Source organism: Campylobacter concisus (assembly GCF_002913765.1).
Lineage (GTDB): Bacteria > Campylobacterota > Campylobacteria > Campylobacterales > Campylobacteraceae > Campylobacter_A > Campylobacter_A concisus_BB.
Window position 1 is genome coordinate 11884 of record NZ_PPCH01000014.1, and the last position, 24282, is coordinate 36165.

Here is a 24282-nt window from a genome sequence, read left to right on the forward strand (position 1 = left end):
TCAAGATTTTATTTTAAGGAAAATAAATGTTTAACAACAAATCGATATTGATCACCGGCGGAACAGGAAGTTTTGGTAAAAAGTACACCGAAATTTTGTTAAAAAAATATAAGCCAAAAAGGCTAGTCATCTACTCACGCGACGAGCTAAAGCAATACGAAATGGCCCAAATGTTTAAAGACAAGGCCATGCGCTTTTTCATCGGCGACGTGAGAGACTATAAGCGCTTAAGAACTGCTATGAACGGCATAGACTATGTCATCCACGCAGCAGCAATGAAACACGTACCAATCGCCGAATACAACCCAATGGAGTGCATCAAAACAAACATAGATGGCGCTCAAAACGTCATCGACGCCTCTTTGGAGTGTGGCGTTAGTAAGGTCATCGCACTCTCAACTGACAAAGCGTGCAACCCTGTAAATTTATATGGAGCTACAAAGCTAGCCAGTGACAAGCTCTTTGTCGCTGCGAATAACATTGTTGGAGACAAAAAAACAAGATTTAGCGTCGTAAGATATGGAAACGTTGTTGGCTCTCGTGGATCAGTCGTGCCGCTTTTTAAAAAGCTGATCGCACAAGGAGAAAAAGAACTTCCTATTACGCATGAGAAGATGACTAGGTTTTGGATCACGCTTGAACAAGGTGTAAATTTCGTCCTTAAAAACTTTGAGAGGATGAAAGGCGGCGAAATTTTCATACCAAAGATCCCATCAATGACGATGGTAGATCTCGCAAAAGCCCTTGCACCAGACCTTGGCGTCAAGATCATAGGCATTCGCCCAGGAGAAAAGATGCATGAGATGATGATCTCAAGAGACGACGCGCATCTTACATACGAATTTGATGATTACTACGTTATTAGTCCATCTATCCAGTTTTTAACAGCGCAAGACTTCTCGACAAATGCTCTTCATCAAAAGGGCAAACCAGTTAGTGAGGACTTTGAATATAGCTCAAATAAAAATAAAATTTGGCTCGATAGAGCAGGCCTTCTTGAGATGATAGGAGATGCTAAATGATACCTTACAGCCGTCAGCAGATCACAGAAGAAGATATCAAAGTAGTAGCAGATGCGCTAAGAGACGACATCTTAACAGGTGGCCAAAAGGTCAGTAAATTTGAAGAGGAGCTGGCAAAGTATGTTGGCGTAAAGCACGTGATAGCTATGAACTCAGCCACTTCGGCCCTTCACGTAGCCTATCTTAGCCTTGGTGTAAAGGCTGGTGATGAAGTGATCACGACGCCTATCACCTTCGCAGCCACTGCAAATGCAGCTTTGATGGCAGGAGCGCAGGTCAAATTTTGCGACGTAAAAGCAAATGGCAATATCGATGAAGAGAAAATTCCAGCTCTTATCACACCAAAAACAAAGGTTATAACCGCAGTTGATTACGGTGGCAATCCAGTGGAGCTAGATAAGATCATAAATTTAGCCAAAAAACACGGCATAAAAGTGATAGACGACGCCTCTCATGCCCTTGGTAGCGTGCAAAATGGCGTAAAAGTGGGCGTTAAGGCTGATATTAGCATATTTAGCTTTCATCCTGTAAAGCCTATCACCACACTTGAAGGCGGTGCGCTTGCTACAAACGACGATGAACTAGCAAGGCTTGCAAGGCTATATAGAAGCCACGGCATCGCTAAAACAAAGCTTTGGGATAGCGACATGAGCCTACTTGGATACAACTACAGGATCACAGACGTAGCCTGCGCTTTGGGGCTTAGCCAGCTAAAAAGGCTGGATGGCTTTATCGCCAAAAGAAATGAGATAGCTAAATTTTATGATGAGAAATTTAGCGGGTGTGAATACTTTAAAACTATAAAGATCCCAGCAAATACAACTAGCTCAAGGCACCTATATCCAGTGCTTTTGGATGAGAAATTTTGGGATAAAAAAGAGCAAATTTTTGAAGCACTCTTGCAAAAGGGCGTTGGTGTGCAGGTGCATTATAAGCCAACATATAAATTTAGCTTTTATAAAGCGCTGCTTGGCGAAATTTCACTACCAAATGCGGAGAAATTTTATAGCGCCGAGCTTAGTATCCCATGCCACCATGGTATGAGCGTGGATGATGCTAAATTTGTTGCAAGCACGTTTTTTGATGTGCTAAAAAGCTTTAGCGAGTAAAAAATGATCTGCATCATACCAGCAAGAGGCGGTAGCAAGAGGATACCTGGCAAAAATATCAAAGACTTTTTAGGCAAGCCTTTAATCGCATATAGCATCGAGGCTGCGCTAAATTCTAAAGTTTTTAGCGAAGTAATAGTAAGCACCGATGACGAAATGATCGCAAATGTGGCTAGAGAATTTGGAGCTAGCGTGCCATTTTTTAGAGATGCGAGCCTAAGCGATGACTACGCGACAAGCACTGACGTGATAAAAGACGCGATAAGGCGCGTAAATTCTGACTTTGACGTCTGCTGCCTTTACGCGACAGCACCGCTTATAAGGGCTGAAATTTTAAAAGAGGCCGCAGGAGAGTTTAAAAAGCAGGAGTGTAAATTTTTATTTTCAGCGACTGCGTTTGATTTCCCTATACAAAGGGCGATAAAACTTGACGAAAACGCTAGAGTTAGTATGTTTTATCCGCAGTTTGAAAAGACACGCTCGCAAGATCTTGAGCCTGCGTTTCATGACGCTGGGGCATTTTATTTTGGCAAAAAAGAGGCTTGGCTGGAGTGCAGTGCTTTATTTGCGCCACACTCAAAGGCATATTTGCTGCCAAGAAATTTAGTCTGCGACATCGATACGCTAGAGGATTTTGAGTTTGCTAAAAAACTTTATTTGATAAATAATGGAAAGATCTGATTGAAAGAATTTAAAGGACTCCCCCTGCTAAAAACGCTCGTGCGCGCTGATAGTAGCAGTAAGATAGGGCATGGGCACATCAGGAGAGACCTTTTGCTTGCTAAAAAATTTAATGACATCTCATTTGCATCTTTAAGGCTTGAAGGTGACATTTTTGATGAGATAAACTACCCTAAATTTAGCCTAAGAAGTGGCGAGATAGATGAGCTTTGCGAACTTATAAAAGATAATAAATTTGAGCTTCTCATCATCGATCACTACGGCTTTAGCTTTGAAGACGAAAGAGCTATAAAAGAGAAAACTGGCGTTAAAATTTTATCGTTTGACGACACTTACGAAAAACATTTTGCAGACTATATTTTAAATGTAAATTTATATGCGCAAAAGGCAAGATATGAGGAGCTGGTAGAAAAAGATAGCGAAGTTTTTTGCGGAAGCGAGTTTTTGCTAGTTAGAGATGAGTTTTATGAAGAAGCGCAGGTAAAAAGGGAGAAAATTTACGACTACGCTATCATTCTTGGAGGCACTGATATCTCAGGCCTTAGCGCTAAAATTTCAGAAAAACTACTCTTAAAAGGGCTAAAAACAGCCGTCATAACAACTAGCGGAAATAAAAATTTAAGCGCCCTAAAAGAGCTATCAAGCAAGAGTGAAAATTTTAGCCTTTTTGTAGATAGTAAAAACGTAGCAAGGCTGATGAATGAAGCCAAAATGCTCATCATAACAGCAAGCTCGCTTGTAAATGAAGCTTATGTTTTAGGAGCTAAATTTAAAGCCATTTGCGTAGCAGACAATCAAAAAGAGATCTTTGCTTGGCTAAAAGAAAATGGATATGAAGCTTACTGGGGAGATGAAATTTGCTTGAGCTTATAAATTTTACCTCGCTTAGTGGCGAGCAAAAACTGATGGTCTTAAAGTGGCGAAACGACGAGCGTATAGCCAAATTTATGAAAAATAAAAGCGTTGGCAAAGAGGAGCATTTTGCTTTTTTAGAGAGATTAAAGAGCATTCAAGATAAGATCTATTTTTTAGTAAAAGATGAGGGTGAATTTATCGGAGCGGTGAGCTTCGTTGATATAACGAAAGAAAGCTGCGAATTTGGCGTTTATAAAAACCCAGAGCTAAAAGGAGTGGGTAAAAAGCTGCTTGATCTCATAAAAGAGTACGCGTTTTTTACATTAAAAGTTGGCTCGCTAAAGGCAAAAGCTTATAATAACAACGAAAAAGCGCTCGCACTTTATGAAAATTTTGGCTTTAAGATCTACGCAAAAGATGATGAATTTAGCTATCTTGAGCTTAAAAATGAAACGGACTAGCGGATGAAAATAGGAAATTTTGATACAGACAAAAAGGTCTTTATAATAGCAGAGCTCTCTGCTAATCACAGCGGTAGCCTAAAAACGGCGGTAGATACGATAAAGGCGGCTAAGCGCGCTGGAGCCGACGCAATAAAGCTTCAGACATATACACCTGATAGTTTGACTCTAAATTCGCGCCTAGACGACTTTGTTATAAAGGGCGGACTTTGGGACGGGCGAAATTTTTACGAGCTTTACCAAGAGGCGCTAACGCCAAGAGAGTGGCATGCTGAGCTTTTTAAAGTGGCAAAAGAGGAGGGACTTGTTTGTTTTTCAAGCCCTTTTTGTAAGGACGATGCGAATTTTTTAGAGCAGTTTAACCCCCCAGCTTATAAGATCGCAAGCTTTGAAGTGACGGATTATGATTTTGTAGAGTTTGTAGCTAAAAAAGGTAGGCCCATCATCATCTCAACTGGCATAGCCTACGAAGAAGAGATAAGAGAGGTGGTGCAAATTTGCAAAAATGTGGGTAATAACGACATCGCCCTTTTAAAATGCACTTCAAGCTACCCAGCGCCGCTAAATGGCATGAATTTACAAACGATAGCTAATATGAGAGAGAAATTTGGCGTTGAAGTGGGCTTTTCAGATCACACTTTAGGCGTGACAGCCCCAGTTGTTGCTGTTAGTTTGGGTGCTAGGATAGTTGAAAAACATTTTATACTTGATAAAAGCGTAAAAAGCGTTGATAGCGCATTTAGCCTTGATGAGAGCGAATTTGCTCTTATGACAAAGTGTGTTAGAGAGGCCGAGGAGCTTTTGGGTAAAGTAAGCTACGAGCTAGATGAAAAAGCGGTTTTAAACAGGAGATTTTCTCGCTCACTTTATGCAAGCGCGAATATTAAAAAAGGTGAAATTTTTAGCGAGCAAAATGTAAGGAGCGTGCGCCCAGGATATGGCTTGCACCCTAAATTTCTAAAAGAGCTAGTCGGCAAAAAAGCAAAAAGAGATATAAAATTTAGTGAGAGAATAATAAAGGAGGATCTGATATGAGTGATAAGGATAAAGTTTATAAGCTAGATGACCTTGAGGTATCTAAAAACAAAAAACGCAAAAAGATAGATGAGGCAAAGAAAAAATTACTTGAAAGTAAGATGACAAATATACAAAATCCTATCTTTCAAAAAAATCTCCAAGCACTCTTTCAGCAAGATGAAATTTTGGCCGCTAAACTTTGGAGTATTGATGAGACAAAAGAATTTGACGTCTTTGTGGGGAAAGATCCGATAGATATAAATTTGATAAATAACAAAACACTAAAATATGTATATGAAAACCCAGTCAATGACACTCTAAACTCACTTGAAAGCTTAGAAAAAGAGTATAAAAGATATCCGATAATGTTCTTTTATGGTCTTGGAAATGGTGTGCTATATAAGGCCCTTTTAAAAAATGAAACCCACAAAAAGATAGCAGTTATCGAGCCAGAGATAGATATCATATACGCGACACTTAACGTAGTAGATCTAAGTAGTGAGCTACTTAGCCAAAGGCTTGTTTTGTTTTATTCTGAATTTGCAAGCTATGCGCAGTTTTACTTTTTAATAACTGCGCCAGAATTTACATCTTACGCAAAAACTTACGATCTTCACGTTCACTCGCCATTTTACGAGAGTTATGTTGACGATATCTTAAGGATAAACTCAGGCTTTACAAAGGCTATCTCGCAAATGGTCATAGCCCATGGCAATAGCATTGATGATATGCTTATAGGTGTAAAACATCATGTTCAAAATATCCCAGTTATGCTTGAAAATTATTGTTATAGGCAGCTTGTTTTAAAGCGATATAACTTAAACAAAACGGCCATAATTGTTGCAACTGGTCCAAGTCTGGATAAGCAGCTTGATACACTTAAGAAATTTGCACCTTACTCTACGATAATAAGTCTTGATGCTTCATATCCTATTTTAAAAAAGCATGGCATTGTGCCTGATTATGTGACGTCTATCGAGAGAGTTGAGGCCACATCATCATTTTTTAGTACTCGTGATAAAAAATTTGATGAAAATATTTATTTCATAGTAGCCTCTCTAACACACCCTCAAACTATAAAAAATATCTTACCAAGACGCCTTGTTCTTACCATGAGACCACAACAAAGTGAGATCGCTTTTAATATGAAAAAGTATGGGTACTTGGGCATCGGCCACTCAACTGCCAATCAAGCATTTCAGCTAGCTTATGCTCTAGGCCATAAAAACATAGTTTTAATAGGACAAGACCTAGCCTTTGCGCCAGATGGAAAGAGTCATGCCACAGGACATGCTTTTGCTCAAGCAGATGAGTATCTGTATGTAAAGGCTTATGGAGGGGAGGGCGAAGTTAGAACTACCTATATCTGGGATAAATTTAAAAATCAGTACGAAAAAGATATAGAGCAGTCTTCCAAAGAAGGCTATGTTACATATAACTGCACAGAAGGTGGCGCTAGGATAGAAGGAAGTGTTGAAAAGCCATTTTTGGAGACTATGAATGAGCTTTGTAAGGATAAAATTCCTAAAAAAGAGCCAAATATCTCTAAAATTTCAGAAAAACAAAGAAGTAAAGACTTGCTAAAAGCTTACACTTATATAGCCAAAAAGGTTAAAACTCAAAAAGAGGCCAAGAAAAAGATAGAAGAGGTATTTTTGGAGTTAGTACCACAAATAGATGAACTAATAGCAAAAAAAGAGGCAGGTGAAGTTAGTGAAAAGATGTTTTCAAAACTTGCTAAGATCACTTCAAAGATAGATAGATTAAAAACGTATCTAAGTGCAAAAAAACATAAGTTATATATAGATAATATTCTGCAAATGTCTATATATTTTCAAGAGCTTGAGCTCGCTAAAATCTCAGTAGCCCCGAGTGATACTATAATACAAAAAGTAAATAAACTACTTGAATGGGTCGAGATGCATAAATACTGGATGTTCTCTGCGGCTGGTGGCATAAACGCTGACATCGAGGTTACTAAAAAAGCTTCAAAAGCACTTGTGGCTGAGCTTAAAAAGAGAAAGTTAATAACTAAAAATGAGATAGGAAGTGTAAAAGAGAATTTTACGCTAAGCATATAAACTAGCTTGCAAGTAAAAGAAATTTTACTTGCAAATTTTATTTATCTTGCGTGCTAGCTTTTAAATTTTACGATACCTGAATTTAAAATGCAACCCCTTTAACCATACTAGCTAAAAAAGGTGCAGCTTATACATTAACTATTATTATTTTGTTTTTTGTAGATATAAAACCCCAAAGACTAGCTTTGGGGCTGGGGGTTTGCGTATTGTAAAAGCATTAACACATTAAGGCTTTGCTACTGCAACAAAGCCCTATTTAAAACTTAATTTAACTAGCTACGTTATTGTAGAAGTTTCATTACGTTTTGTTGAACGCTGTTTGCTTGACTCATAGCATAAGCACCTGATTGAGCTAGGATGTTATGTTTTGAGAAGTTAGCAGACTCGCTAGCAAAATCTACGTCCCTGATTTGTGATTCTGCTGATTTTACGTTAACTTGAGTTACGGTTATGTTGTTAACTGTAGCTTGAAGTTGGTTTTGAACTGAACCAAGGTCTGAACGAACTTGATCAAGTGTTTTTTGAGCTGACTCAGCGATACTCATAACAGCCATCGCACCGCGAAGTGTCATAACACCTGCAGATTGATTTGATGTCATAGCTGATTTGCTCATTCTTTGGAAGCCCATAGCAGCAGCTACGGTCTTATCTATTTGACCTTTAATGTCTCTTAAAGATACAGATACTTGGGCACCACCACCACCATTGCCATCATCGCTAAATGCTTGAGAAAACTTGTTTGCACCTTTTGTCTCAAGTTTGATGTCACGGCCATCAAGGCGTACTAAGTTTAGTCTACCTATGAAGCTTGAACCAGTTTTGGCGCCAATAGCTTTTGAGATGTCTTTACCTTTGAATTCCATCGCACGGCCATCACGGCTTGTTAGAACCATTCTACCTTCAGTATTTACTGAAGCCTCAACACCTGTTTGATCTTTAACAGCATTGATAGCGTTTACTAGTGCGCCGTTGCTATCATTTTCTTTTACTTCAAGGTCGCCAATTTTAACGCCATTGATTTCAAAGTCTTTAATGTCTATTTTTGCTATTGCAACAGACATTACTCTAGTTACGTCAAATGTAGCTCTAACGCCAGTTTTATCAGCAACTTTGTTGATATTTTCTGCTAGCGCACCAATACCTTCACCAAGACCTGTTCCTATCTTAGCAGCTGCAACTTTAATGTCATTTACGCCATCAACATTTTTAAATGTCAATGTGACGTTTTCCATCTTAGTCATAAGTTTTGAACTCTCAAAACGTGTAAGACCGATCTTATCAGATGTAGTCGCACCAATACTTGCTTTAACAGTTTGGTTTGAGTAAGCACCTATTTGGAACTCTTTGTTAGAGAATGTTCCGTTTAGTAGTTGCTGACCGTTAAATGAAGTAGTGTTACCGATATTGTCAAGCTCTTCCATTAGACGAACGATATCAGCTTGCAATGCTTGGCGTGATTGAGTTGTTTGGCCGTCTTGAGCTGATTGAGTAGCTTTAGTCTTGATAGTATCAAGAACTTTTAACTGCTCGTCCATAGCTTTGTCGGCAACTTGAATGATACCAATAGCATCATTACCATTTGCAATAGCTTGACCTAGAGCTGAAGCTTGGCTTCTTAAGCTATCTGCGATAGATAGACCTGAAGCGTCATCTGCAGCTGTTTGAATTCTAAGACCAGAACTAAGTTTGTTAAGTGACTTAGATAGGTCAACGTTGTTGCTAACTGCGTTAGCGTGTGTGTTAAGTGCGTTTACGTTTGTGTTAATACGAAAACTCATTGTAAATCCTTTTATGTTTTAAGTTACGACTTCATGTCGCACGAAAACTATATCGATCGGTTTTTAAAAAAGTTTAGAGCTATGCATAAAATTTTTTATAAAAAACAAAAATCGCGCTCCACCTAAAAATTTTTTTCACGTTGCACTCTAAAAAATTATTTCTGCTACAATTACGCCAAAAAATTCAAAGGCTATATATAAATGAAAAGCTTAATCATCGTGGAATCTCCCGCAAAAGCAAAGACTATCAAAAATTTCTTAGACAAAAGCTACAACGTCATCGCCTCAAAAGGTCACATCAGAGACCTGCCAAAAACAAGCTTTGGCATCAAGATAGAGGATGATAAATTTACCCCAGAGTATCGCATCAGCAGCGATCACTCTGCCATTGTAAAAGAGATAAAAGAGCTTGCAAAGGGTGCAGATGAAATTTACCTCGCGACCGATGAGGATAGAGAGGGTGAGGCGATCGCGTTTCACATCGCAAATGCCATAGGCAAGGAGCCAACCAGCCTGCCTCGCATCGTCTTTCACGAGATCACCAAAAGTGCCATACAAAACGCTCTAAAAAGTCCAAGACGTGTCGATATGAATAGCGTAAATGCCCAGCAAACAAGGCGCTTGCTAGACCGCATCGTGGGCTACAAACTAAGCCCGCTTTTAAATTTAAAGATACAAAAAGGACTAAGCGCTGGCCGTGTGCAAAGTGCAGCGCTAAAGATAATAGTCGATCGCGAGCGTGAAATTCAGGCATTTAAACCAGTTGAATACTACACCATCGACACCGTTTTTAAAAAAGATCTAGACGCTGAGCTAGTTAAATTTGAAAATCAAAAGATCGAAAAGCTCACCATCCAAAACCCAGACCGCGCAAAATACATCATCGAAAATTTACAAAATGAGAAATTTAGTGTCCGTGAGATCGAGAGCAAGGATAGAAAGATCCAGCCAAGCCCGCCATTTATGACTTCAACCCTTCAGCAAAGTGCGAGCAACCGCCTTGGTTTTAGCCCTAAAAAGACGATGATGATCGCGCAAAGCCTCTATGAGGGCGTGCAAACAAACGAGGGCTTCATGGGTGCGATCACATATATGAGAACGGACAGCTTAAATTTAGCCAAAGAGGCCGTCGCTGCCGCTAGAGAGCATATCCTGCAAAACTACGGCAAAGAGTATCTGCCAGCCAAAGCGATAAGCTACACGACAAGCTCAAAAGGCGCGCAGGAAGCCCACGAGGCGATCCGCCCTACAAATTTAAACTTCACACCGCAAATCGCGGCTAAATTTCTAGAAAAAGATGCGCTCAAACTCTACACGCTCATCTACAATAGATTTTTAGCCTGCCAAATGAGCGCATGTGTGAGCCAAACGCAAAACGTCTATGTCGCAAGCGAAAAAGGCGAGTTTAAGATAAGTGGCAGAAAGGTGCTATTTGACGGCTTTTACAAGGTTTATGGCGAGCTTGATAAGGATAAAATTTTGCCAAATTTAAAAAAGGGCGACGAGATGAGTTTGCAAAGCATAAAAAGCACGCAAAATTTCACCGAGCCACCAGCTAGGTACTCTGAAGCTGGCCTTGTTAAAAAGCTAGAAAGCCTAGGCATCGGCCGCCCAAGCACCTACGCACCGACCATCTCGCTACTAACATCAAGAGACTACGTGAGGATCGAGAAAAAGCAGCTCATACCAAACGAGATCGCATTTAGCATGATAGGCGTTTTGGAGGAGCATTTTAGCAACATCGTCGATAGCGAATTTACATCACATCTTGAAGAAAAGCTCGATGAGATCGCACTTGACAAGGCTGACTGGCAAAAGGTGCTAAGCGACTTTTACTATCCATTTATGGAAAAAATAAACGCCGGCAAAACCGGCATAAAAAGCCTAAAAACAGCCACTCCGATCGGCGAGAAGTGCCCAGAGTGCGGAAGCGAGCTAGTGCTTAGAAAGGGCAGATATGGCGAATTTATCGCTTGCTCAAATTTCCCAAAATGCAAATACTCAAGAAATGTCGCAAAAGATAATGAAAAGAGCGCAGAAACTGGCTCTGCAACGGCAGCTAAGCCAAAACGCGAGCTTAAAAAACTTGACGTGCCATGTCCAAAATGTGGCGGCGAGATCGTCGAGAGATTTAGCAGGCGTGGTAAATTTTATGGATGTGCCAACTATCCAAAATGCGACTTCATCTCAAACTACGAGCCAGTCGCTCAAAAATGCGATGAGTGTGGCGGCGATATGATCAAAAAAGAGCTTAAAAAAGGCACTTTTATAGAGTGCACAAAGTGTAAGAAAAAGACACTTATCTCTGAAAATTAAAATTTCTAGCCAAATTTTAGCCCTTGAGCCTAAATTTGGCTTATAAATTTGGACTTTAAATGCCTGAAACTATCGTAGAAGTTAGCCAGTATAAAGGGCAAAAGAGCCTCGTGATAAACTGCACGCAGCTAGGGGACAGCTTCACGCCGCAGTATAAAACCGCCAAGCAAAAAAGAGCGGTGCTTGATGAGTGGTGCGACTTTTTAAGAAGCGAGCAGGAGGCATTTGATGAGCTTAACTTTTGCACCAAAATGCCTCAAGAGCTCTTTGACGCAGCGTGCTGCCAAAGAAATTTAAAGAGCCTTCACATAAAATGGGGCTCGTACGAGAGCCTTGACGCGCTGGCAAATCTTTCTAGCCTAAAGAGCCTTTTTGTAGGTTCTGGTGCCAGCGTAAAAAGCATAGCGCCGATCGCGACGCTTACTGGGCTTGAAAGCCTTGCGGTGGAGAATTTTCAAAAGATAAGTGACTACTCTGCGCTTTCAAATTTGCAAAATTTAAAGAGCCTAGAGATCAGCGGAGACGGACTTTCGCCTAAATTTATCCATATAGAAAGCTTAGAGTTTTTGCGCCAGATGCCTGGACTAACCAGTCTTGTGATCTTGGTGGCTAGGCTAAAAAGCAAGGACTACTCGCCTATCTTATCTCTAAAATCCCTCACTCACCTTAGCCTGCCGCCACAGCACGCACTTTTTGGACTTTTTGACGAGCTTAGCGCTTTGCCAAATTTAAAAACAGGTCTTTTAAAAGAGCGAGCGGAAATTTATAAGAAAAAGTGATGCTGTAAATTTAAGTTTTTGCATAGTTTTATTTCTAAGGGCAAATTTTAAAATTCCACTCACTCGCAAGAGTTGACTACTAAAATTTGACTTCGCTTATCGCTTAGCTCAAATTTTAGAGCCGAAATTACTCGTTCATGAAATTTTAAAATTTACTTGACACTTACCTGTTTTAATAAAGCAAATTTACAAATTTTAAAATCTTACTCGTTCGCCTTAGCAGACTACTAAATTTAGGCTGCACTACGTTTAGCACTAAATTTAGAGCCGTGATATGCCAGCTCTAATTTTAAAATTTATCCGTTTTCTCGTAAATTCAAGACGATCATACTTAAATTTTAAACCTACCAAAGCTATAATGCTCCCCAAAAAAGGATAAAAAATGAAAACAATTATGCTTTGTGCGATATGCTCTGTCACGCAGGGAAACTGCGCTGAGGACTGCGCTTATTGCACGCAAAGTGCCAAAGCTGGCGCTGATATCACGAAATTTAAAGAAAAAAGCGTGCAGCAGGTGGTGGATGAGGCCAAAATGGCATATAAAAACCACGCTCTTGGCTTTTGTTTAGTCACAAGTGGCGCCAGACTAAACGACAAAAAGACCGACTACATCGTATCTTTGGCAAGAGCCGTGCATAAAGAAGTGCCAAATTTGATGCTCATCGCATGTAACGGCATGGCGACTTATGAGCAGCTTTGTGAGCTCAAAAATGCTGGCGTTTTTAGCTACAACCATAACCTAGAAACTAGCCGTGAGTTTTTCCACAAAATCTGCACAACGCACTCTTGGGACGAGAGATATCAGACAAATTTAGACGCAAAAAGGGCTGGGCTCATGCTTTGCACTGGCGGCATTTACGGCGTTGGCGAGAGCGAGGCCGACAGGGTGAGCTTTAGAGCTAGCCTAAAAGAGCTTGAGCCATTTTCATCGCCTATAAATTTTTTCATAAAAAGTGACGCATTAAGGCTTGATCAGCCACCTCTTAGCGCGGACGAAGCCCTAAAAATCGTGCGTGAGACCAAAAGCGCTCTGCCAGAAACTAGGGTCATGATAGCTGGCGGCAGGGAGAAGATATTGGGTGAGAGACAGTACGAGATCTTTGAAAATGGCGCAGACGCGATCGTGATAGGCGACTACCTCACCGCAAAGGGCGAGAAGGCGAGCAAGGATATCGAGGAGCTTACAAAGCGCGGTTTTAGCTTCGCAAGCATCTGCCACTAATGCTTGTAAATTTGCTTTTTGCGGGGCTTGGAGGCTTTATCGGGGCTGGGTGCAGGTTTTTAGCTGGAGAGCTGCTAAAATTTAGCCACTTTCCCCTAGCCACACTTGGCGTAAACGTGCTTGGCAGCTTCATTATCGGCGTTTTATTTTGCCTAAATTTAAGCCAAAGCGTGAGGGTTTTCTTAGTCGTTGGCATACTTGGTGGCTTTACCACGTTTTCAAGCTTTAGCCTTGATAGCGTGAAATTGCTACTAGAAGGCGAACTCATAAAAGGCTTTTTAAATATATTCTTAAACCTTAGTCTTTGCCTGCTTGCAAGCTATCTTGGCATTTTGCTTGGTAAAAATTTATGAGGTTTTTAATGTGTGTAATAAAAATAGCTTTATTTATGCCATTTTGTAAATTTTAAATTTTCACTCACTCGCAAGAATTGACTACTAAAATTTGGCTTCGCTTACCGCTTAGCTCAAATTTGCATCTTTAGGCAAATTTTAAAACTTTACTCACTCGCCTTAGCAGACTACTAAATTTAGGCTGCACTTCGTTTAGCACTAAATTTAGAGCCGTGATATGCTCGCTCATAAATTTTAAAATTTGCTATAAACTCCTTTGGCATAAAACACATGCGGCACGATAGTGCTATCGCATGCCACTTCTAACGTCGTCGGGCTTTACTTCGACTTCGTCTCGTAACTGCAAGCAGACAGGGGATTGTTAAGGGGGAAGGGAGCTTCTTTGCTTCGCAAGCTCGCAACTGCAAGCAGAACGTAATTCAAGCCTCTTCCCCCTTAACAAAGAAACAAAACTTTAAATTTTTAAAAAACTATTCTGCAAATTTTAAAATCTCATTCACTCGCAAGAATTGACTACTAAAATCTGGCTTCGCTAACCGCTTAGCTCAAATTTTAGAGCCGAAATTACTCGTTCATGAAATTTTAAAATTTACTGAGGCTTACCGATATACAAACGCATGTAGTGCGAAGCTTCGCCACATACATCTCTCTACCTAGCTTCTACCTTTGGCATCTGCAGCATAAAATTTCTAGCTTCGCTTAAAAGCACCGGCTTAAGCGCATCTGCTGATGTTTGTGGGTCGTAAATTCTCTCATACGAAAGCATCAAAACTCCATCTTTTTTAAGTAAAAAGTGGATTATTTCTATATTTTTGCTCTTAGTTTCATCTTTTATAAGAGCTAAAATTTGATCATTTTCTTCGCTAAAAAGCACATTTTTATCTTGCTTAAGAGCCTTTTTTAGCTCTTCTAGCTCGCTTTTTGTCTTGACGTCTTTGTCAAACTTTACCTTAAACGAGGCAAAGTGCTCGTCCATGTTTTCATTTTTTAAAAAGTAAAAGCTCTCATTTTTAACCACTTGCTTTTTATAAAATGTGCTCCCATCAAACCTAAAACTCTCAACCAATCTTAGCTCATCTGCCAAAGAAAAGAGACCAAAAAACAGCAAAACAAAAAGGCTAAATTTACTCATAAAATTTCACTCCAAATTTCTAAAAATAGCCACCATTTTGCCTAAATTTCGCTTAGCTTAATCAAAAAATAACAAAGCTTTTTATACAATCAGGCATTTTTATTTTAAGGATCTTTTTGCAGTTACACCAAGCAAGCGAGCTTAGCATCCTTGTCGTTTTGGCATTTATCGTCTTTGCTTCGCCTTATATTTCTAAAATTTTACGCATCCCAGTCGCGCCTGCTGAGATACTACTTGGGGCGGTTGCTGGCTACATCGGAGTTGTCGGCGAAAACGAGATGTTTAAGCTCATCAGCGAAGTTGGCTTTTTCTTTTTGATGTTTTTAGCTGGTATGGAGATCGACCTTAGGATGCTCATAAACATCGACCGTAAAATTTTGCGCCTTGGGCTCATCTACCTAGCGCTCATCTACTCTCTAGCCACAGCTTTGACGCTAGGACTTGAGCTTAGCCTGCTTTACATCATCATCATCCCGATAATGGCCGTTGGCATGATATTTACGCTATTTAAGGAGTATGGCAAGCAGCAAGAGTGGCTAAATTTAAGCATGCTAATCGCAACTATCGGCGAGCTTTTAAGCATCACACTTCTAACCTTTACCGCTGCTTACTTGCAGTTTGGAGCGAGCATAAATTTGTGGCTAACGATTGGCTATTTGATCCTATTTTTGGCTATTAGCGTGCTTAGCTTTAAAATTTTGGACGTGCTTTTTTGGTGGTATCCGGGGCTTAAAGTGGTGCTCATGCCGCACTACGACAAGGACGAGAAGGACATCAGGCTTTGCATCGCGGTATTTTTCACGATGATAGCCTTGATGCTCTATCTAAATTTAGAAGTCGCCTTTGGCGCGTTTATCGCAGGTATGTTTATCACGACATTTTTTGATCACAAAAAGGACCTGCCACACAAGCTTTCAAGCTTTGGATTTGGCTTTTTGGTGCCGATATTTTTCATCCACATAGGCTCTACTTTTAAGCTTTCAAGCCTAGGATCTAGCGAAGTGATAAAGGATGCTATTTTTATATTTTTAGCGATGCTTGGCACGAGAGTTGTATCTAGTTTGCTCTTTTTGGGCAAGCTTGGCTTTAGAGGGATATTTTTATTTTCAGTTTCGCAGTCTATGCCGCTCACTCTTTTGATCGCAGTTGCTACTATCGCACACAAATCAGGCGAGATAAGTGACTATTCTTACTCATCTTTCATCCTAGCGAGCCTCGCACAAGCTATAATAGGAGCTATAATCATCAAAATTTTAATGCAATCAAAAAGCAAGGAGTAAAAATGTCATCAAACACAGCCACACTAATCGACAATCGAACTGGCAAGAGCTATGAATTTCCTATCCTAAAAGGCACGATGGGGCCAGACGTCATCGACATATCGACCTTTTTTAGCGATACTGGGATGTTTACATTTGACAGAGGCTACACCTCAACTGCGATGTGCCGCTCAGCCATAACATACATCGACGGCCTAAAGGGCGAGCTCATGTATAGGGGCTACGACATCGCCTATCTGGCTGAAAATAAGACATTTTTAGACGTTGCCTACCTACTTTTAAACAAAGAGCTACCAACTAACGAGCAATATGCAAGTTTTAAAGATGAGCTTAAAAAAAGGAGCTTCATACACGAGGGCATGATGAAGCTATTTGACGCATTTCCAGACAAGGCGCACCCTATGGCGATCTTGCAAGCGGCAGTCTCAGCGCTAAGTGCCTTTTACTCAGACCACCTAAACATGGACAAGCCTGAAGAGTACCATGAGATGGCTATGCGTATCATCGCCAAGATCCCAACGATAGCGGCCTTTAGCTACCGCTACTCACGCGGCCTTCCTATTATATATCCAAATTTGGATCGTGGCTTTACTGAAAATTTCCTCTACATGATGAGGGGCTATCCATACGAGCACGTCGATCTTAAGCCTATCGAGATAAAGGCGCTTGATACGGTCTTTATGCTGCATGCCGACCACGAGCAAAATGCTTCAACTACGACTGTTAGGACTGTTGGCTCTACGCACGCGCACCCATACGCATGTATAAGTGCAGGCATCGGCGCTCTTTGGGGCTGGGCTCACGGTGGGGCAAACGAGGGCGTCATCCGCCAGCTTGAAGAGATCGGCTCGGTCGCAAACGTCGATAAATACATCGCTAGAGCAAAGGATAAGAACGATCCATTTAGGCTAATGGGCTTTGGTCACAGGGTCTATAAAAACTTTGACCCTCGCGCAAAGGTGCTTAAAAAGATGAGAGATCAGCTGATGGATGAGATCGGCATTAGCTCAGAGCTTATAAAGATCGCCAACCGCATCGAGGAGATCGCGCTAAATGACGACTACTTTGTAAGTAGAAATTTATATCCAAACGTTGATTTTCACTCAGGGCTCATCTTAAAAGCGCTTGGCATACCAAACAATATGTTTGCCGTTATTTTTGTCATCGGCAGGACGCCAGGCTGGATCAGCCAGTGGATCGAGCTAAAAGAGCAAGAGAGCATAAAGATCGTCCGCCCAAGACAGCTCTACGTCGGAGAGACAAACAGAACACCAAAATGAGCGAGCTTTTAAATTTAGCCATCAAGGCAGCCATCGGCGCTGGGGGTGAGATAATGAAATTTTACTCATCTAATAGCCAGGCGCTTAAAGTCTGCCTAAAAGATGACAGCTCGCCGCTAACTAGCGCTGATCTAGCGGCAAATGAGGTGATACTAAAAGAGCTAAGCAAAAGCGGGATAAAAATTTGCTCTGAAGAGAGCATCTTGCAAGATAGCGACAAAGACGAGTTTTGGCTAGTAGATCCCCTTGATGGCACGAAAGAATTTTTAGCTAGAAACGGCGAATTTTGCGTTTGTATAGCGCTTATAAAAGAGGCTAGGCCGGTGCTTGGTGTCATTTTTGTCCCAGTTAGCAAAGAGCTTTTTTACGCTGATGAAAACGGCGCTTTTAAAGAAATTTTAGGCGCAAATGATGAGGTCGTAGAAAAACAAGATCTAAATGAAAAAGCTAAAAGCTTAAATAACTTCATCTTTTCAAGCAGAAGAGGCGAGACAAAGAGGGCCACGCTTATAAGAGATAGTTTAAATTTAGAGCAAAAATGCATCGGATCTGCCATTAAATTTTGCCGTTTAGCCGAGCTTGGCGGGATATATGTGAGATTTAGCCCAAGCTATCTTTGGGATAATGCTGCAGGCGAGGCGGTAGTGAAATTTAGCGGTGGCAAGGTCTTAAATGCTAGTGACAGATGCGAGCCAAGCTACAAGCTAGTGGATCTAAAAAGCCCATTTTACGTAGCTTTTGGCAAAAATGCTTTGAGCTTAGAGGATGAAGTTTTTAAGCTGATAAAGCAGGGCAGATAAGGCTACTTGCACCTTATCTCGCCACTCATCTTTAAAAATGCGCTTTCGTTTTGCTCTAAAAATTTATTTGCCGCTTCTAAATCTTGAAATTTATCTTTTAGTCTGATCACTAAAGTGCCACATTTTAGCTCTCTAGCTCGCTCTAAACTGGCATCAAAGCTTTGCGTTAGATCATTTACGCTTTTTATCAAAAGATCGTTTTTGCCTAGCTCTTTTACGCTAAATTTAGCGTGCCTCTCAGCTCTTACTACGCCAAGATAGTTTGCGACTTTAGCGTTACTTATGTAGATAAAAACTCCCTCACGCAAGTTACTGCTAAATGCCACTGCATCATCTTGCTTAAGTATCTTTGCAAGCTCTTCGCCACCGTAGTTCAGGCTGCTTTTAAGATTTAAATTTTTCACACTTGGCTTGCTAGCACAACCTGCCAGAAATATACAAAATATAAGAGCAAGAATTTTTTTCATTTTAAATTTCCTCAAGTAAATAGAGCATGCTAGCTATCTTTGCTGTGCCTACGATGTAGCCCTTTAAGTGAGTGACTAGTTTGTCATTTTTAAGTTCTTTGCCATTTTTATCAGATATTTTTATTCTGTTTTCTTTTATAAATTTTAAACTCTTAGCAGCTATTTCTTCTAAATTATTTTTACCATCAAGTAGTAAAAATATATAGTAATCAAGTCTGTCAAGACGTTCTCTAAGACCAAATTTGTTTGCAAATATGATGTCAGCATTATCTTTATGATTTAAAAAGTACTTTATATAGCCAGTTAAATTTGCCTTTAGTCTTGAGTAATTTGGAGCGTACTCTATATCTTTTAGCTCATCTTTTACGATCATTGCGCTTGATGAGTTAGTTAAAAGTCTTACAAAAGCGCTATAAACCATGAGCTTATCTTCTGGCAAAATCTCTAAAATTTGAGAGAGATTTATGCTTGCTGGATACATCCTATAAAAGACCTCACAAAGCCAAGATATATCTTGAGGCATAAGAGTAGATTTATCATGCCAGCCATCATCTTTTTTTATAAAGTCAGCCACTACATGAATTTTATTTACATCGCTTGGTCCTATTTGTTTATTAGCCACGCTCTCGTAAGCCTTAGCATGCACGATGAGACTTTGCCTAAAGACCTTGTTGTTAACTATATCTATAAACTGCTCTAGATCGATCCTGTCTTTAAATTTCTTATCTTTATAGTTATCTAAATGCTCTATGCCAAGATCTGGCACAAAAATATCTTCAAGTCCGCATTCACAAAGATAGGCAAGATTGTTTTTAGCTAGCATGGCGTTAAAGTCTTTAAAGTAAAATGGATCGTTTATCTCTTCTAAAAACTCATGAGCTATATAAAAATCATCCTTTTCAAGCACGTTATCTATCCAGTGAAGCAGCAACTTTGCAGGGATTTTATCTTCATAATTTTCTCCAAGCTTTGTTAGCAAGACCTCTTTATAGACTAAAAGTGCCTCCTTAGCAGCCTTTAGCCGCTCTTCAGTGCTATCTTTATCTTTTGCAGCAAGCAGCATAAGATCACGCACGACATCTTTTATCTTCCAGCCTGGGTATGTGTTATAAGAGATAAACGCCACTCCGTTTTGGCTTAAATTTTCTCTTACGACCCTTAAAATAGCATCTTTTACAAAGTCAGGCACCCAGCTAAAGACGCCGTGAGCGATGATGTAGTCAAATTTCTCATCGCTTTTAAATTTACAGATATCGCCGTGAATTAGCTCTAAATTGCTTAGACCTATCTCTTTTACGATCTCTTTACCGCGCCTTATTTGCTCGCCGCTAAGGTCGATACCAACTACTCTTGCGTTCTCGTTGTTTACGGCAAATGGGATCAAATTTCCACCAAAACTGCATCCTATCTCAAGCACTTTTGCGTTTTTGCAAGGCGGTGGATTGATGCCAAGAAGTGTGGCGCAAGCCTCTAGTTTATAGGGCGATGACTGCGCAAATGCTGCTGATTTATATGTTAGCTCGTCATAAGACTTTTCGATCTTGCTATTTTTGTCCATTTTCTATCCTTAGTAGTCTTCGTTTTTTATCTTCTCCAGCATATTTTTAGCGTCGTTTTCAGGTTCATCAACGATATACGCGCGTCTTATATTGCCACCTTTTATGATAAGTGTTTGACGAAAGTAAAATTTATGCCCATTTGAAGCTGCAAATACAGGTAGTTCAAGCGCGCGCTCTAGCATAAACTCGCTATCATTTAAAAACATTACGCCAGTTGCGGTCTCTTCTTCAAATTTCTTCTGAGCCGCGATATCTTGGGAGCTAATAGCAACTACCATAAAGCCAAGATCGTTAAATTCTTTAAGAAGTTTTTTGTAGTTTATCGCTTGCTTCGTGCAGCCTTTCATGCCAGCAGTCTTTTGTAGCTGTTCGCTTAAAAGCTCGAAGTCCTCGCCTATCTTTGGGTATATGAAAACCACACAGTCATGGGTTCTTGCAAAGGCTGAAAAGTCAAATTCTTTACCGTCTAAAGTCCTTAGATAGATGCTTGTAGGCACTTTTATCATGTTTTGTCCTTTAAAAATTTTATCTATTATATATCTTTAAGCTTTTTTTGAATTTAAAAAATAGACGATAAAAAGGACGAAAAAGCTGATTATTAGCATCAAAAGTGCGTAGATGTGAGCCTTGGTATAGTCAAGCATCTCAACCGCCTCAAATATCGCGATACTAGCGACCTTGCTCTCGCCAGCCACGCTGCCACCTATCATCAAAACCACGCCAAACTCACCCATTGTATGAGCGAAGCTAACGACGATCGCAGTTAGTAAGTTTGATCTGATGTTTGGCAAGATGACCCTAAAAATGGTTGTAAGCTTGCTTTTGCCAAGGCTGTAGCTCGCCTCAAAAAGGCTCTTTTTTAGGCTATTTAACCCAGCGTAAATGGGTCCAAACATAAATGGCAGCGAGTAGATGCAGCTTGCTACGACAAGGCCCGTGAAGTTAAAAACCAGCCTCACGCCAAAGAGCTCTTCTATAAATTTGCCAAAAAATGAGTAAGGCGAGAGAAAAATGAGCAGATAAAAGCCAAGAACGCTTGGCGGCAGCACCAAAGGTAGCGAGATGATGGACTCTAAAAATGCCTTGCCAAAGAATTTCTTTTGCGAGATAAAGTAAGCAAGTCCTACGCAGAAGAAAAATAGTATAAATGTCGTGATAAAAGAGAGTTTTAGTGATAACCAAAACGGCTCGTAATCAATATTTGCTAGCTCGTTCATCATGCTTTTACCAAATTTACACCAAAGGCTTTTGTGCTAACTACAACCGTATCGCCAGATCTTAGACCACTAGCCTCTGCGCTACTTAGCACGACTTCACAAATTTGGCGGTTTATTAGCACGCTTGCTACAAAAATGGCATCACACTTTTTGATCTCCAAAACCTTAGCGTTAAACGCAAATTTTTGCGATCCTGCACTTTTTAAAAATATCTCGCTCGCACTGCCAGACCTTGAAATTTTGCCATTTTCAAGGACAAAAACCTTGCTGCAAAGCTTGTAAATTTCAGCTATGTCGTGACTTACTAAGATAACACTCATCTTAAACTCATCGTGAAGTGCTAGTAAATAGTCTTGCAGCTTCTCGCGCATGGCGTTATCTAGGGCGCTTAGTGGCTCATCAAGTAGTAAAATTTCTGGCTTTCTCATCACTGCACGAGCGAGTGCCACGCGCTGCTTTTGACCACCTGAAAGGGTGCTAATTTTCGCGTTTTTTAGGCTCTTTAGCTCGCAAATTTCAAGTAGTTTGTTTGCTAAATTTTCATCATTATTTGCAAAAAGCAAATTTTTAAAGACATTCATATTTTCAAAAAGGGCGTAGTCTTGAAACAAAAAGCCGATATTTCGCTTTTGCGGGGCTAAATTTGTCTTTTCGTCAAAAAAGATCTTATCCCCTACCTTTATCACGCCACTTTGCGGGGTTTCAAAGCCAGCGATAAGCCTTAAAATCGTCGTTTTACCTCCGCCACTTGCTCCATAAAGTGCGACAAACTCGCCACTTTCAAAGGCAAGCTCGGCCTCAAGCATAAATTTACCGCCGCCGCCATTTAGCTCTTTTTTGCAAGAAATTTCTATCATTTTTAAGCGCTTACGTGGATACTTGTTGATTTAACGTAGGCAAAAACCTGCTCGCCTGTCACTAAATTTAGCCCTTTTAGAGCGTGATCTGAGATGATAGCCTCAAAGCAAAGCTGCTCACACTTTAGGCTAACGATGCTTAAAATTTCGCCGCGAGTTATGCCCGCGACTTCGCATTTTAGCTCATTTTCAAGCGAACTAGCCTCAAGTCTAAGCCTTGATAAGATGACGTCTGAGCTTTTGAAATTTAAGCTCACCTCATCATTTAGAGTAAATTTGCTAGCCTCATTTAAGGCTAGCATATATAAATTTGTCCCTAAATTTAGGCACTCAAGCTCAAAAAAACTGACGCCATCTTTGGATGAAATTTGAACGATCTTTGCTTTTATCATTTAGCTGGGACGTTGTAGCCAAATTTCTTGAAAATTTCTCTTGCCTTTTCGCCCAAGATAAACTCATAAAATGCCTTTGCATCAGCGTTATTATCACCATGTTTTAAGAGCACGATGCCTTGATCGATCGGAGTGTAGAGCTCTTGAGGCACGAAGATATAGTTAGTGCCCTCTTTGTATTTTGCCATTTTATCGCTAAAAAGCGCGCTAGCAGCGATAAATCCAACATCTGAAGCACTTAGTGCCTGAGAAAGTGTCTCAGAAATTTTTTGAGCGTAGACGATGTTTTTCTCTACTTCGTCATAAAGTTTTGCATTTTTAAGAGCTTCGATGCTTGCCTTGCCGTAAGGTGCGGTTTCTGGGTTTGCTATTGAGATCGCTTTTAAGCCACGAACCACTTCGATGCCCTTTTTAAAGTCCACATCTCTTATAGAAAAGATCGCTACAGCGCCTTGTGCATAAACTTTTGGAGCAGCCACTGCAAAGCCTGTGTCGTAAGCTTTTTGCGCAAAGCCCATATCAGCAGCCATGAAGATATCAGCTGGAGCCGAGTTTTGTATCTGCGTGACAAGGCCGCCGCTTGCGCCAAGAGTTAGGTTGATCTTAGTGTCTGGGTGAAGCTTGTTAAACTCTTTTATAAGCTCTGGAAACGCGTAAGTCGTGTTTGCTGCGGCATAGACATTTACCTCTGCGCCAAGTGCGTTTATGGCAAGCAGAGCTGCCACACATAGAAATTTAAAAACCTTTTTCATTTATACTCCTATTATGATTTGAGATGATTTTACTATGGCCAAAAGCGTGTCACCAACGCCTATTTGCATATCCATCGCGCTATCTTTTGTGATGATAGCAGTTAAAGTTTGCTCATCACTTAGTTTTAGCGTGACCTCAGCATTTACAGCGCCTATCTTTGCCTCGATGACCTCACCTTTTAGCTGGTTGCTGGTGCTTATTTTTATATCAAGATCTTTTGCAAGGATGACAGAGGGCGCTTTAAAGATGAAAACTACCTTTTGACCCACTTTTAGGCCTAAATTTTTCTCACTCTCAACTGTTATAGTGGCTTCAAGCGTGTTGCCATTGCTTAGTTTTGCAACTATCTCAGAATTTACAGCACCTCTGTTTATGCTAACGATCTCGCATGAGAGCTGGTTTCTGGCGCTTAAATTCATACTCATCCTTTGTAAATTTATGATATCAACATCCTCAAAATCAACCTTTTGACAAATTTTTTGCAAAAAGTCCTTTTGCGTCTCGAGGATAGCGTCGTAAATTTTTATCAGTTTTTTGGCGTATGGACTAAGCTCTGAACCGCTATTTTTCTTGTTGCCATCAGCTCTTATGATGAGAGGCTTGCTACTTTTGTTATTTATCGTATCTAAGCAGTCCCAAGCGTTTTTGTATGATATGCCGACAACCTCAGCTGCTTTTGTGATACTTTTTGTCTCTTTTATCGCTTTAAGTAGCGCTATATGCTTTGCTAAAACCTGCGTATCTTCGCCTAGAAATAGCTCTAAATTTATATCTGCTTTCAAATTTTTAACCTCTAAATATATAATAATAATTTGCAAAGTATATCTAATTATATTAATACAAAAGCTTAAAATTACAAATTTTCTTTAAC

General features: G+C 40.2%; 24 protein-coding genes. 14 read left to right on the forward strand and 10 right to left on the reverse strand.

What is annotated here, in order from left to right:
* Nucleotides 1-26 precede the first annotated feature (26 nt).
* Genes pseB through CYO89_RS03840 form a run of 7 tightly spaced genes read left to right on the forward strand, consistent with a single transcriptional unit; the run spans nt 27 to nt 7226 of the window.
* Entirely contained in the window at nt 27-1022 is a 996-nt protein-coding gene (gene pseB, locus CYO89_RS03810) for a UDP-N-acetylglucosamine 4,6-dehydratase (inverting) (protein WP_087583572.1), read from the forward strand.
* Complete coding sequence (gene pseC, locus CYO89_RS03815) at nt 1019-2131, forward strand: UDP-4-amino-4,6-dideoxy-N-acetyl-beta-L-altrosamine transaminase (RefSeq protein ID WP_103597190.1); 1113 nt, start codon at nt 1019-1021, stop codon at nt 2129-2131. The genes pseB and pseC overlap by 4 nt, the downstream gene beginning before the upstream one ends.
* 3 nt (nt 2132-2134) lie before the next feature.
* Complete coding sequence (gene pseF, locus CYO89_RS03820) at nt 2135-2812, forward strand: pseudaminic acid cytidylyltransferase (RefSeq protein ID WP_103597191.1); 678 nt, start codon at nt 2135-2137, stop codon at nt 2810-2812.
* Complete coding sequence (pseG, locus tag CYO89_RS03825; RefSeq protein WP_103597192.1) at nt 2813-3685, forward strand: UDP-2,4-diacetamido-2,4,6-trideoxy-beta-L-altropyranose hydrolase; 873 nt, start codon at nt 2813-2815, stop codon at nt 3683-3685.
* Nucleotides 3670-4128: a UDP-4-amino-4,6-dideoxy-N-acetyl-beta-L-altrosamine N-acetyltransferase gene (pseH, locus tag CYO89_RS03830; protein WP_103597193.1), complete on the forward strand. Its 459-nt coding sequence runs from the start codon at nt 3670-3672 to the stop codon at nt 4126-4128. Before pseG ends, pseH begins: the two co-directional genes overlap by 16 nt.
* Before the next feature lie 3 nt (nt 4129-4131).
* Nucleotides 4132-5163: a pseudaminic acid synthase gene (gene pseI, locus CYO89_RS03835; protein ID WP_103597194.1), complete on the forward strand. Its 1032-nt coding sequence runs from the start codon at nt 4132-4134 to the stop codon at nt 5161-5163.
* Nucleotides 5160-7226: a motility associated factor glycosyltransferase family protein gene (locus tag CYO89_RS03840; protein WP_103597195.1), complete on the forward strand. Its 2067-nt coding sequence runs from the start codon at nt 5160-5162 to the stop codon at nt 7224-7226. The genes pseI and CYO89_RS03840 overlap by 4 nt, the downstream gene beginning before the upstream one ends.
* 281 nt (nt 7227-7507) lie before the next feature.
* Here CYO89_RS03840 and CYO89_RS03845 read toward each other — a convergent pair whose 3' ends face one another.
* On the reverse strand, nt 7508-9004 hold the full coding sequence (locus CYO89_RS03845; RefSeq protein ID WP_103597196.1) for a flagellin B: 1497 nt from the start codon (nt 9002-9004) through the stop codon (nt 7508-7510).
* 201 nt (nt 9005-9205) lie between these two features.
* Here CYO89_RS03845 and topA point away from each other — a divergent pair, with 201 nt between their 5' ends.
* The 4 genes from topA (at nt 9206) to crcB (ending at nt 13674) form a co-directional block, all read left to right on the forward strand.
* On the forward strand, nt 9206-11320 hold the full coding sequence (topA, locus tag CYO89_RS03850) for a type I DNA topoisomerase (protein WP_103597197.1): 2115 nt from the start codon (nt 9206-9208) through the stop codon (nt 11318-11320).
* 59 nt (nt 11321-11379) lie between these two features.
* Nucleotides 11380-12099 (forward strand): leucine-rich repeat domain-containing protein, encoded by a 720-nt coding sequence (locus tag CYO89_RS03855; RefSeq protein WP_103597198.1) that lies wholly within the window; start codon nt 11380-11382, stop codon nt 12097-12099.
* A gap of 382 nt (nt 12100-12481) precedes the next feature.
* Nucleotides 12482-13321: a biotin synthase gene (locus CYO89_RS03860; protein ID WP_103597199.1), complete on the forward strand. Its 840-nt coding sequence runs from the start codon at nt 12482-12484 to the stop codon at nt 13319-13321.
* Nucleotides 13321-13674 carry a fluoride efflux transporter CrcB gene (gene crcB / locus CYO89_RS03865; RefSeq protein ID WP_103597200.1) on the forward strand — a complete coding sequence of 118 codons (354 nt, stop codon included), beginning with the start codon at nt 13321-13323 and terminating at the stop codon, nt 13672-13674. Before CYO89_RS03860 ends, crcB begins: the two co-directional genes overlap by 1 nt.
* Nucleotides 13675-14323: 649 nt before the next feature.
* On the opposite strand, the gene CYO89_RS03870 is transcribed toward crcB, so the two are convergent.
* Nucleotides 14324-14806, reverse strand: coding sequence for a hypothetical protein (locus CYO89_RS03870; RefSeq protein WP_103597201.1), 483 nt, complete (start codon nt 14804-14806; stop codon nt 14324-14326).
* A 116-nt stretch (nt 14807-14922) separates the two neighbouring features.
* On the opposite strand from CYO89_RS03870, the gene CYO89_RS03875 reads away from it, so the two are divergent.
* Genes CYO89_RS03875 through CYO89_RS03885 form a run of 3 tightly spaced genes read left to right on the forward strand, consistent with a single transcriptional unit; the run spans nt 14923 to nt 18166 of the window.
* Nucleotides 14923-16086 (forward strand): cation:proton antiporter, encoded by a 1164-nt coding sequence (locus CYO89_RS03875; RefSeq protein WP_103597202.1) that lies wholly within the window; start codon nt 14923-14925, stop codon nt 16084-16086.
* A 2-nt stretch (nt 16087-16088) separates the two neighbouring features.
* Nucleotides 16089-17366 carry a citrate synthase gene (locus CYO89_RS03880; RefSeq protein ID WP_103597203.1) on the forward strand — a complete coding sequence of 426 codons (1278 nt, stop codon included), beginning with the start codon at nt 16089-16091 and terminating at the stop codon, nt 17364-17366.
* Entirely contained in the window at nt 17363-18166 is an 804-nt protein-coding gene (locus CYO89_RS03885) for a 3'(2'),5'-bisphosphate nucleotidase CysQ family protein (protein WP_103597204.1), read from the forward strand. Before CYO89_RS03880 ends, CYO89_RS03885 begins: the two co-directional genes overlap by 4 nt.
* A 2-nt stretch (nt 18167-18168) precedes the next feature.
* On the opposite strand, the gene CYO89_RS03890 is transcribed toward CYO89_RS03885, so the two are convergent.
* The 8 genes from CYO89_RS03890 to CYO89_RS03925 are packed head-to-tail and all read right to left on the reverse strand — an operon-like array spanning nt 18169 to nt 24193.
* Nucleotides 18169-18633: a damage-inducible protein gene (locus tag CYO89_RS03890; protein ID WP_103597205.1), complete on the reverse strand. Its 465-nt coding sequence runs from the start codon at nt 18631-18633 to the stop codon at nt 18169-18171.
* 1 nt (nt 18634) lies between these two features.
* Nucleotides 18635-20191 (reverse strand): class I SAM-dependent methyltransferase, encoded by a 1557-nt coding sequence (locus CYO89_RS03895; protein ID WP_103597206.1) that lies wholly within the window; start codon nt 20189-20191, stop codon nt 18635-18637.
* A gap of 9 nt (nt 20192-20200) precedes the next feature.
* Nucleotides 20201-20698 carry a redoxin family protein gene (locus tag CYO89_RS03900; protein WP_103597207.1) on the reverse strand — a complete coding sequence of 166 codons (498 nt, stop codon included), beginning with the start codon at nt 20696-20698 and terminating at the stop codon, nt 20201-20203.
* 36 nt (nt 20699-20734) lie between these two features.
* Nucleotides 20735-21409 carry a molybdate ABC transporter permease subunit gene (gene modB, locus CYO89_RS03905; protein WP_103597208.1) on the reverse strand — a complete coding sequence of 225 codons (675 nt, stop codon included), beginning with the start codon at nt 21407-21409 and terminating at the stop codon, nt 20735-20737.
* On the reverse strand, nt 21409-22266 hold the full coding sequence (locus tag CYO89_RS03910; protein ID WP_103597209.1) for a sulfate/molybdate ABC transporter ATP-binding protein: 858 nt from the start codon (nt 22264-22266) through the stop codon (nt 21409-21411). Before CYO89_RS03910 ends, modB begins: the two co-directional genes overlap by 1 nt.
* Nucleotides 22267-22268: 2 nt before the next feature.
* On the reverse strand, nt 22269-22658 hold the full coding sequence (locus CYO89_RS03915) for a TOBE domain-containing protein (RefSeq protein ID WP_103597210.1): 390 nt from the start codon (nt 22656-22658) through the stop codon (nt 22269-22271).
* A complete protein-coding gene (modA, locus tag CYO89_RS03920; protein WP_103597211.1) occupies nt 22655-23410 on the reverse strand; it encodes a molybdate ABC transporter substrate-binding protein in 756 nt (251 codons plus the stop codon). Before modA ends, CYO89_RS03915 begins: the two co-directional genes overlap by 4 nt.
* Nucleotides 23411-24193: a TOBE domain-containing protein gene (locus CYO89_RS03925; protein ID WP_103569294.1), complete on the reverse strand. Its 783-nt coding sequence runs from the start codon at nt 24191-24193 to the stop codon at nt 23411-23413. It abuts the gene before it with no gap.
* Between the last annotated feature and the right edge of the window lie 89 nt (nt 24194-24282).